We start from the raw sequence: 11,038 nt of genomic DNA, 5'->3' as shown, positions 1-11,038 counted from the left end.
CCGAGATGGGGTCTCGTTTTTAGGTTTTTCCTAGTGGGTCATTTCCTTTGTTTTCGCCTCAGTCGCCGGCGGGGCTTGATAGATCAAGCCCCGCCGGCGACTGAGCAGGCTCTTCAAGCCCCTGCGGCGACTGAGCAGGTTCTTCAAGCCTCTGCGGCGTTTGAGCAGGTCTTTCAGCCGGTGCGGCGGTATGGGCATTTCAAGCCCCTGCGGCGATTGAGCAGCGGGGTCCGGGGCGGAGCCCCGCGTCCGCAACCACGTCACCGGCAACCGAACGATGCACACCGCACAACGAACGATTTCCGGCCAACCTGCTGACAGGCTCCTGACACGCGGCAGCGCCTGCTGCCACTCTCCCAACCGCACCACTCCGTACTGCGCTCTGCCCGGCCGGCCACCCGCCGCCCGTTCCCCATTGGCCGCACACCCAACTCGCGGCCATGCAGAAGGAGTTCAGCGTTGAGGAAGAACCCGACCTCCCACAGACCCGGCTCCCCCAGACGCCGGGCCACGGCAATCGCCGCCGGCGCCGTCGCCGCCCTGCTGACGGTCACCCTCCAGTCCCTCCCCGCCACCGCGGACGCGACCGGCGCCGCCCCGGGCGCCCTGCCCGCGAAGCTCTCCCCCGCCAAGCGCGCCGAACTGCTGCGCGCCGCGAACACCACCGAGGCGAAGGCCGAGACCGCGAAGAAGCTCGACCTCGGCGCCAAGGAAAAGCTCGTCGTCCGGGACGTGCTCCAGGACCGCGACGGCACGACGCACACCCGCTACGAGCGGACCTACGGCGGACTCCCGGTCCTCGGCGGCGACCTGATCGTGGAGACCGCGAAGTCGGGAACCACCAAGGACGTCACCAAGGCGGCCAAGGCCGAACTGAAGAACGTCGACACGACCGCCGACGTGAGACCGGCCACCGCCGAGGCGCAGGCCCTGAAGCTCGCGAAGGCCGACGGTTCGAAGAAGACCGAGGCCGACAAGGCGCCCCGCAAGGTCGTCTGGCTCGGCCAGGGCGCGGCCAAGGGGCAGCCCACCCTCGCGTACGAGACCGTGGTCGGCGGCCTCCAGGACGACGGCACCCCGAACCAGCTGCACGTCATCACGGACGCCGCCACCGGCAAGAAGCTCCACGAGTGGCAGGCCATCGAGAACGGCACCGGCAACACCCAGTACAGCGGCACCGTCTCCCTCGGCACCGCGCAGTCCGGTTCCTCGTACACGCTGAACGACACCGCTCGCGGCGGCCACAAGACGTACAACCTGAACCGCGGCACCTCCGGCACCGGCACCCTCTACTCCGGCACTGACGACGTGTGGGGCAACGGGTCCGCCTCCAACACCGAGACGGCCGCCGCCGACGCGCACTACGGCGCCGCCGAGACCTGGGACTACTACAAGAACGTGCAGGGGCGCACCGGCATCCGCGGTGACGGCGTCGGCGCGTACTCCCGGGTCCACTACGGCAACGCGTACGTCAACGCGTTCTGGGACGACAGCTGCTTCTGCATGACGTACGGCGACGGTACGAGCAACACGCACCCGCTGACCTCGCTGGACGTGGCCGCGCACGAGATGACGCACGGCGTCACGTCGAACACCGCGGGCCTCAACTACTCCGGTGAATCGGGCGGGTTGAACGAGGCGACCTCCGACATCTTCGCGACGGCGGTCGAGTTCTACGCCAACAACACGTCCGACGTGGGCGACTACCTCATCGGCGAGAAGATCAACATCAACGGGAACGGCACCCCGCTGCGCTACCAGGACAAGCCGAGCAAGGACGGCGCGTCGAAGGACTCCTGGTACTCGGGCATCGGCTCCATCGACGTGCACTACTCGTCGGGCCCGGCCAACCACTTCTTCTACCTGCTCAGCGAGGGCAGCGGCACGAAGACCATCAACGGGGTCACGTACGACTCCCCGACCTCCGACGGTCTTCCGGTCACCGGCATCGGCCGCGACAAGGCGGCGCTGATCTGGTTCAAGGCGCTGACCACGAAGTTCACGTCGACCACCAACTACGCGGGGGCGCGCACCGGTGCGCTCGCGGCGGCCGGTGAGCTGTACGGGACGACGTCCACCGAGTACAAGGCGGTCCAGGACGCGTTCGCCGCGATCAATGTGGGCGCTCGTTCGGGTGGCGGCGACCCCGGCACCGGCAAGACGTTCACGAACGACACCAACGTGAACATCCCCGACTCCCCGGGGGCCGCGGTCACCTCGTCCGTGGCCGTCACCGGCGTCAGCGGGAACGCGCCGTCCACGCTCAAGGTCGGCGTCGACATCGTGCACACGTGGAGCGGTGACCTCCAGGTCGACCTGGTGGGCCCGAGCGGGAAGACGTACCGGCTGCACTCGTCGACGTACGACCCGACGCCCAACATTCAGACCACGTACACGGTCAACGCCTCCACGGAGCCGGCGAACGGCGCCTGGAAGCTGAAGGTCCAGGACCTCGGCCCGCAGGACACGGGGTACATCAACAGCTTCAAGCTGACGTTCCCGTAGACCGCACACCCACAACTGGGCGCGCCGCGCCGGGGTTCAACTCCCCGGCGCGGCGCGCTCGTTCATGCGTTGTTCGCAATGCGACCGTCAGTTTTCGCTCAACGAACGAATTCCGGCCAAACTCCGATCACGTACATGACATTCCCGGTCATCAACTGCCACAGTCTTCCCGCACAACCCGTACTACCCGCACGGCAAAGCTCACCCCCCACATCACACAAGGAGCTTTCTTCGTGACTCCCCACGCATCTGGCCACATATCCCGCCACACGACCCGCCGCACAACGCTTGCCGTCGCCACGGCAGTTGCCGCCGGCGCGCTGCTGGCCGGCTCGCTCGGCACGACCGGCGCCGCCGCCGACACCTCCACGCTCTCGGCCACGGCGAAGGAGTTGAAGCTCGGCTCCAAGGAGAAGCTCGTCGTCCGCGACGTGGTCGAGGACCGCGACGGCACGACCCACACCCGCTACGACCGCACGTACGACGGCCTCCCCGTGCTCGGCGGCGACCTCGTCGTCCACGAGACGAAGGCGGGCAAGCAGGAGGGCGTCACCCGCGCGACGTCCAAGTCCATCGACGTGGCGACCAGCGGCGTCTCCCTCAAGGCCGCCCCGTCCGGCGCCCGGAAGGTCGTCTGGGCCGCCTCCGGCACCCCGAGACTCGCGTACGACAAGGTCGTCACGTCGACGAAGAAGGACGGCACGCCGAGCCGGCTGCACGTCATCACGGACGCCAAGACCGGCAAGAAGATCTTCGAGTACGACGAGATCCGCACCGGCACGGGCGAGTCCCAGTACAGCGGCAGCGTCGACATCGGGACGAGCGGCTCCGGCTCCGAGTTCTCCCTCACGGACGCCGAACGCGGCGGCCACTCCACGTACGACCTCGAGCACGGCGAGTCCGGCAAGGGCACGCTGTTCACCGACGCCGACGACAAGTGGGGCGACGGCACGAACAACGACGCGGCCACCGCCGGCGTCGACGCCGCCTACGGCGCACAGGTCACCTGGGACTACTACAAGTCGGTGCACGGCCGCAGCGGAATCAACGGCGACGGCAAGGGCGCGTACTCGCGGGTCCACTACGGCAACGACTACTCCAACGCCTTCTGGGACGACAGCTGCTTCTGCATGACGTACGGCGACGGCGAGGGCAACAAGAACCCCCTCACCTCGCTCGACGTGGCCGCGCACGAGATGAGCCACGGCGTCACGTCGGCGACCGCGAACCTCGTCTACAGCGGCGAGTCCGGCGGCCTCAACGAGGCGACGTCCGACATCTTCGGCACGTCCGTCGAGTTCTACGCCAAGAACAGCAAGGACGTCGGCGACTACCTCATCGGCGAGCAGATCGACATCAACGGCGACGGCACCCCGCTGCGCTACATGGACAAGCCGAGCAAGGACGGCAGCTCGCTCGACGCCTGGAAGTCGGACGCGGGCGACGTCGACGTCCACTACTCGTCGGGCATCGCGAACCACTTCTTCTACCTGCTCAGCGAGGGCAGCGGCAAGAAGACCATCAACGGCGTCGACTACGACTCCCCGACGTCCGACGGCTCCACGGTCACCGGGATCGGCCGCGACAAGGCCGAGCAGATCTGGTTCAAGGCGCTGACGACGTACTTCACGTCGAACACCGACTACGCGGCGGCGCGCACCGGCACGCTGGACGCCGCCAAGGACCTGTACGGGGCGGACTCGGCGGAGTCCAAGGCCGTGGCGGCCGCCTGGTCGGGCGTCAACGTCAAGTAGCGCTCACCGCCACGTAGGACTCACCGCAGCAACACCCCGCCGCCCTCGCCCGCTTCCTGCGAAGGCACCGTCACGAGCCCCGTCTCCGCCGCCGAAGCGAGCAGCGGATGCGCGGGCAGCACCCGGACGGTGTAGCCGTAGGGTCCACTGCGGTCGAGGGCGAGCGGTCCCTCGTACGCCCAGCGGCCCTCGGCGTCCGGGCCACCGACGGGCTTCAGCGGCACCGTCGTCGGTTCGGTGATCCGGTCCTCGGTGTCGACGCGCCCCGCGACGGCCTGCACCTCGACGTCGTCGGGCCCCAACTCGCCGAGGGCGACGCGGACATGGAGGCCGAGGGTGGCACCCAGTTCGGTGCTTCCCGTCGAGGCCTCCACATGGTCGACCGTGACGCGCGGCCAGGCGGCGCGGACCCGTGCCTTCCACGCGGCGAGGTCCCGGGCGGCGTCCGCGTCCAGCGAGCGGGCCGACGCGGCGGCCGGGGCGTACAGCTGGTCCACGTACGCGCGGACCATGCGGCCCGCGAGGAGCTTCGGGCCGAGGTGGGTGAGGGTCCGGCGGACCATCTCGATCCAGCGGTCGGGCAGCCCCTCGGGGCCCCGCTCGTAGAAGCGCGGCGTCACCCTGCGCTCCAGGAGGTCGTACAGCGCGGCCGCCTCCAGGTCGTCGCGCCGGTGCTCGTCGGTGGTGATGGGGTCTCCCCTGCTCGAACGTAGTTGAGAGCTTGGGGAAGCGTCGGCCGTCGGGATCGCCCAGCCGTAGTCGGGCGCGAACCATTCGTCCCACCAACCGTCCAGGACGGACAGGTTGAGGCAGCCGTTGAGGGCCGCCTTCATGCCGGACGTGCCGCAGGCCTCCAGCGGGCGCAGCGGATTGTTCAGCCACACGTCGCAGCCGGGGTAGAGCTTCTGCGCCATCGCCATCCCGTAGTCGGGCAGGAAGACGATGCGGTGCCGCACCCTCGGGTCGTCGGTGAACCGCACCAGCTCCTGCACGAGCCGCTTGCCACCGTCGTCCGCCGGGTGCGCCTTGCCCGCGACGACGATCTGGATCGGCCGCTCCTCGTCGAGCAGCAGCCGCATCAGTCGGTCCGGATCGCGCAGCATCAGCGTGAGCCGCTTGTACGAGGGCACGCGCCGGGCGAAGCCGATGGTGAGCACGTCGGGGTCCAACACGCCGTCGATCCAGCCGAGTTCGGCCGCGCCCGCGCCGCGCTGCCGCCAGGAGGCGGCGAGCCGCTCGCGCACCTCGTCGACGAGCTGGCGGCGCAGTTCGCCGCGCAGCTCCCAGATGTCCCGGTCGGGGATCTCGCCGACGGCGTCCCAGCGGTCCGAGCCGCCGACCGACAGGGCGTCCTCGGTGCGCCGCTCCCCGATCTGCCGCGCGCCGAGCCGGTACACCTCGGGGGCGACCCACGTCGGGGCGTGCACGCCGTTGGTCACGGAGGCGATCGGCACCTCCTCGACGTCGAATCCCGGCCAAAGACCGGCGAACATGTCCCGGCTGACGGACCCGTGCAGCGTGGAGACGCCGTTGGCGCGCTGCGCGAGCCGCAGCCCCATCACCGCCATGTTGAAGACGTTCGGGTCGCCGCCCGCGTACGTCTCCATGCCGAGGCCGAGGATGCGCTGCACGTCGAGACCCGGCAGCTCGGCCGCCGCGCCGAAGTGGCGGGCGACGAGCTCCCGGTCGAAGCGGTCGATTCCGGCGGGGACGGGGGTGTGCGTGGTGAAGACGGCGCCCGCCCGCACCGCTTCGAGCGCCGAGTCGAAGTCCGCGCCCTGCTCGGCGAGTTCGGCGATCCGTTCCAGACCGAGGAACCCGGCGTGCCCCTCGTTGGTGTGGAAGACCTCGGGCGCCGGATGCCCGGTGAGCCGGCAGTACGCGCGTACGGCGCGCACCCCGCCGATCCCGAGCAGCATCTCCTGCAACAGCCGGTGCTCGCTGCCGCCGCCGTAGAGCCGGTCGGTCACATCCCGTTCGCGGGCGTCGTTCTCCTCGACGTCCGAGTCGAGAAGGAGCAGCGGCACCCGCCCCACCTGCGCCTGCCACACCCGCGCGAGCAGCCGCCGCCCGCCGGGCAGCGCGAGCGCGAGGTGCACGGGGCTGCCGTCGGGCTCCCGCAGCAGGGCGAGCGGCAGCTCGTTCGGGTCGGTGACCGGGTACGTCTCCTGCTGCCAGCCGTCCCGCGAGAGCGACTGCCGGAAGTAGCCGTGCCGGTACAGCAGCCCTACGCCGATCAGCGGCGCCCCGAGGTCGCTCGCGGCCTTGAGGTGGTCACCGGCGAGGATCCCGAGGCCGCCCGAGTACTGCGGAAGCGCCGCCGTGATGCCGAACTCGGGCGAGAAGTAGGCGATACCGGAAGGGAGTTGGGACTGCCGTGCCCGCTCCTGGTACCAGCGGTCGTCGTGCAGATAGCCGCGCAGATCGTCGGCGACCCCGCTCAGCCTCGCGAGGAATTCCTCGTCGCCCGCGAGCCGGGCGAGCCGCTCGGGCGGTACGCCGCCGAGCAGCCGCAGCGGATCACCGCCGGTTCCGGCCCAGCGACCGGCGTCCACCGAGGCGAACAGGTCACGGGTCCCGGCATGCCACGACCAGCGGAGATTGCGCGCCAACTCGTGCAGCGGGGCGAGGGGTTCGGGCAGGACCGGGCGGACGGTGAATCGACGAATGGCCTTCACGTGCTCACCTCTGCGGTTGCGCGTCGGATGCCTGAGTCGTGCCCCCGACGGTAGCCGCCCGGCCACGGCGCGGGACAGGGCGCCGAAACGCGTACGGCGGTCGGGGCGCGCGCGGCGCGCGCCCCGACCGCCGTACGTTCCGGGCCCGGGGGCCGGTGTCAGGCGATGGCCGCACCGGTGCCGCGCGCCCCACCGATGTAGTCGGTGAGTCCCGCGTCGTCGTACACCTCGATGTCGACGGGGGTGCCCCTGGTCAGGTGGAAGTCCTTCACGAGGAAGTCCACGGGAGCCTCGCTGCCGGGTGCGGCGTACGTGCCCAGGTTGTGCGTGACACCGTTCGTCGTGGAGGAGACGTGCACGTAGAACGTGTCGCCGTCGTTGCGGGTGTCGTACACCCGCAGTTGCTGCGTCTCCGGCTGGAACTCCACCTCACCGAGGCGGGAACCGTTCTGCGTCAGCGCCACGTCGGCGCCGACGCTGCCGCCCGCGGCCTGCCGGTAGGTGACCGCCGCGTCGGGGTTGGGGTCGTAGGCCGCGGCCGGTGCGGCCGCGGCGCCGAGCAGCGCGCCCACCGTGAGGGCCGCTCCCGTGAAGATGCGTGCCAGCCGTCGCGGACGTCGGGTCGCTGTCATGCGTGTTGTCCCCCAGATCAAAAAACCACATCCAAACCATTCGGACGTCGGTACGGGAAGTTGCCGCCATAGGTCATCGGCAACCTGCCCACGATGTCAGATTTCATGATCACCCAGAGGCACGCAACGCCCAGAGGTCGTCAGCCGGCACGGACCACCACGAAAACCCCACGGACCCGCCGCTCGTCCTCCGCGGCCCATTCGGCGGACACCTCGCCGACGGCGTCGTCGGGAGCCTTCGCCCCGGCCTCCAGGACGCGCACGATCTCGGGCCGTACGTCGTCGGCGGTGATCCGGGCGTGCACGGTCGGGTCGAGCGCCCCGTCGACGCTCTGTGCGTGCGCACGCACTTCGCCCTTCAGCAGGGCGGTCAACTCCCTTACGAGCAGCGGGTCCTTGGCCCCGTCGTACACCCAGCGCGCACCGAGCACGCCGTGCTCCAGGGTGCCGATGAGCGCGTCGTCCGCGGCGCCCTCCAGTGGGGCCCCGCGGTAGGCCATCGGCACGTGGTACGTCACCGGCTCGGGGCCCGAGACATCCGTCGCGGCCATGAACTCGAGGCCGACCTCCCCGGCCGGATCATCGAGCCGGAACCCGCCGGCCTTGGTCAGCTCCGGGGCACCGGTGCCCTGGTACCAGGGCTGCTTCGGCAGCCAGTCGGCGAGGAGTTCGAGCTTGGTGGGCGTGAGTGTGGTGCGGTGAATGATCGACACCGCTTCATCATCGGACGTCGCCGTGCGCCACGCCAGGGAATTGCGCGATCCGCGGGACCGACCGAAAACCCCGTACGGAGACCGAAAAACGCCGCAACTCAAACGCACATCCCTCACGACCGATATGGCCGATTCCGCCACCTCGTACCTCCTTGTGGTGCTTCACACCACACGAGAGGCTGCCAATTGGCGTGACATCGCGCCGAGTTGAGGAGGGGAACTCATCCATGGCAGGGACCGTGCGAGTGACGCGAAAGCGACGGACGCGCTGGGCCGGTGGGCTCACCGCGGTCGCCACGGTCGCGATGCTTTCGGCCATCACGCTGCCCGCGGACGCCGCCCCCGCACAGGGACGGATATTCGGCGCCGGGGAGCCGGGCGCCATAGCGGGCAGCTACATAGTGACACTGAAGGGGGACACGAAGGCCCCGTCCACCGCGGGCAAGGACCTCGCGGAGAAGTACGGGGCGGAAATACGCCACACCTACAGCCGGGCGCTCAACGGCTACGCGGTGACCCTCGGCGCGGGTCAGGCCAAGCGGCTGGCGGCCGACGGCAACGTCGCGTCGGTCGTCCAGGACTCCCAGGTCACCATGGAACACACCCAGAAGAACCCGCCGTCGTGGGGCCTGGACCGCATCGACCAGAGCGATCTGCCGCTCGACAAGTCGTACACCTGGCCCGAGTCCGCGGGCGCCGGCGTGCACGTCTACGTCATCGACACCGGCATCCGCGCCACCCACCGCGACTTCGGCGGCCGGGCCACGAGCGGCTGGGACTTCGTCGACAACGACTCGACCGCCCAGGACGGCAACGGGCACGGCACCCATGTCGCCGGGACCGTCGCGGGCGAGCAGTACGGCGTCGCCAAACAGGCCGACGTGGTCGGCGTGCGCGTGCTCGACAACGACGGGTCCGGCACGACGGCACAGGTGCTCGCGGGCATCGACTGGGTGACGAAGCACGCCCAGCGGCCCGCCGTGGCGAACCTGAGCCTCGGCGGCTACGCGAACGCCCAACTCGACGCCGCCGTACGGAACTCCATCGCCTCCGGCGTCACCTACACGGTGGCCGCGGGCAACGACAACATGCCCGCGGAGCTGTACTCGCCGGCCCGCGTCAAGGAAGCGATCACCGTCGGCGCGAGCGACAAGAAGGACGCGCGTGCGAGCTTCTCCAATTGGGGTACTCGCCTCGACCTGTTCGCCCCCGGCGTGGACATCACGTCCGCCTCGTACATGAGCGACTCGGGGAAGGCCACCTTCTCCGGCACGTCCATGGCGTCACCGCACGTCGCGGGCGCGGCCGCGCTGTACCTCGCCGACCACGCGACGGCGTCGCCCGCCGAGGTGAGCAAGGCACTGACCGAACGTGCCGCGACCGGCAAGGTGACGGGCGCGGGACTCGGCTCACCCAACAAGCTGCTTCAGGTCAACAACCCGTAGGAGGAGGTGAGTTCATGACCCGGTCCCGTCGTTTTCGGCGGGACCGGTCTTATGTGTTCCCTTACGCGCCAGTAGTGGCGAGTACTTGGTACTACACGGATTGCCCGTCGATGGAGCGTGGAAGGCTCCACCGGTACGCCGCACGGCTTCACCGCACGGCCCTCTCCCCGAATCTCGTTTCCGCACCCCCGATCCCCCGCGGACAGGAGCGGTCATGCCCGCAAAGCGATCCCCTTCGCACGCCTCGCGCACGTCCCGTACGCCTCGCTCACCTCGTACGCCCCCCAAACCGCGGGCCACCACGGGCCGCATCCCGATCCGCGACGTACGCCCCGTCGTCGAGCACGGCCGACGCCCCGCAAAGGCCGTGGTCGGCGAGACCTTCCTGGTCACGGCCACCGTGTTCCGCGAGGGGCACGACGCCGTCGCCGCGAACGTCGTGCTGCGCGGCCCGGACGGCGAGCCGGGCCCCTGGACACCGATGCGCGAGCTGGCCCCCGGCACCGACCGCTGGGGCGCCGAGGTCACCCCGGACGCGGCAGGGCGCTGGACCTACCGGGTCGAGGCGTGGGGCGACCCCGTGGCGACGTGGCGGCACACCGCGAAGGTCAAGATCCCGGCGGGCATCGACACCGAACTCGTCCTGGAGGAGGGCGCGTTGCTCCACGAACGCGCCGCGAAGAGCGTCCCCGCGCCGCTGCGCGAAGCGGTCGCGCGGGCCGCTGCCGCACTCCGCGACACCACACGCGCGGCCCCCACCCGGCTCGCCGCGGCGCTCGCCCCCGAGGTCCAGCGGGCCCTCGCCCGCCACCCTCTGCGCGAACTCGTCACGCGCAGCGGGAAGTTGCCGCTCATGGTGGAGCGGGAGCGGGCGTTGTTCGGGTCCTGGTACGAGTTCTTCCCGCGGTCCGAGGGTGCCGTCGTGAAGCCGGGCGTGCGGCCGGTGAGTGGGACGTTCCGTACGGCGGCGCGGCGGCTTCCGGCCATTGCGGCGATGGGCTTCGACGTGGTGTATCTGCCGCCCGTGCACCCCATCGGCAGCACGTTCCGCAAGGGGCCGAACAACTCGCTGTCGCCCGGCCCGGATGACGTGGGGGTGCCATGGGCGATCGGTTCGCACGAGGGCGGTCACGACGCGCTCCATCCGGACCTGGGCACCTTCGAGGACTTCGACCATTTCGTGGACCGGGCGCGGGAGTTGGGCATGGAGGTGGCCCTCGACTTCGCGTTGCAGTGCTCGCCGGATCATCCGTGGGTGCAGAAGCATCCGGACTGGTTCCAGCACCGTGCGGACGGCACGATCGCGTATGC

At 70.1% G+C, this 11,038-nt stretch carries 7 protein-coding genes; 4 read left to right on the top strand and 3 right to left on the bottom strand.

All coding sequences use genetic code 11. The features are described from left to right. Positions 1–459 precede the first annotated feature (459 nt). Both ACWD2L_RS40475 and ACWD2L_RS40470 read left to right on the top strand, forming a co-directional pair. A complete protein-coding gene (locus ACWD2L_RS40475; RefSeq protein ID WP_351346106.1) occupies positions 460–2,505 on the top strand; it encodes a M4 family metallopeptidase in 2,046 nt (681 codons plus the stop codon). A 233-nt stretch (positions 2,506–2,738) separates the two neighbouring features. Continuing rightward, complete coding sequence (locus ACWD2L_RS40470; protein WP_451193734.1) at positions 2,739–4,259, top strand: M4 family metallopeptidase; 1,521 nt, start codon at positions 2,739–2,741, stop codon at positions 4,257–4,259. A 20-nt stretch (positions 4,260–4,279) separates the two neighbouring features. Here the strand turns inward: ACWD2L_RS40470 and glgP are convergent, their stop codons facing one another. The 3 genes from glgP to ACWD2L_RS40455 form a co-directional block, all read right to left on the bottom strand. Next, positions 4,280–6,937: an alpha-glucan family phosphorylase gene (glgP, locus tag ACWD2L_RS40465; protein ID WP_351344146.1), complete on the bottom strand. Its 2,658-nt coding sequence runs from the start codon at positions 6,935–6,937 to the stop codon at positions 4,280–4,282. A 158-nt stretch (positions 6,938–7,095) separates the two neighbouring features. Beyond that, positions 7,096–7,569 (bottom strand): hypothetical protein, encoded by a 474-nt coding sequence (locus tag ACWD2L_RS40460; RefSeq protein WP_351344143.1) that lies wholly within the window; start codon positions 7,567–7,569, stop codon positions 7,096–7,098. A gap of 140 nt (positions 7,570–7,709) precedes the next feature. Then, positions 7,710–8,282, bottom strand: coding sequence for a maltokinase N-terminal cap-like domain-containing protein (locus ACWD2L_RS40455; RefSeq protein ID WP_351344140.1), 573 nt, complete (start codon positions 8,280–8,282; stop codon positions 7,710–7,712). A gap of 227 nt (positions 8,283–8,509) precedes the next feature. Between ACWD2L_RS40455 and ACWD2L_RS40450 the strand changes: the two genes are divergently transcribed. Both ACWD2L_RS40450 and ACWD2L_RS40445 read left to right on the top strand, forming a co-directional pair. After that, entirely contained in the window at positions 8,510–9,727 is a 1,218-nt protein-coding gene (locus ACWD2L_RS40450) for a S8 family peptidase (RefSeq protein WP_351344137.1), read from the top strand. Positions 9,728–9,941: 214 nt separating this feature from the next. Continuing rightward, positions 9,942–11,038, top strand: a 1,097-nt coding sequence (locus tag ACWD2L_RS40445) for a maltotransferase domain-containing protein (RefSeq protein WP_451193731.1), incomplete at its 3' end; no start/stop codon positions are given.

The organism is Streptomyces sp. NPDC002754 (assembly GCF_053592315.1).
The sequence above is the reverse complement of the archived record's forward strand: the minus strand, read 5'-3'. Positions and strand labels throughout refer to the sequence as shown.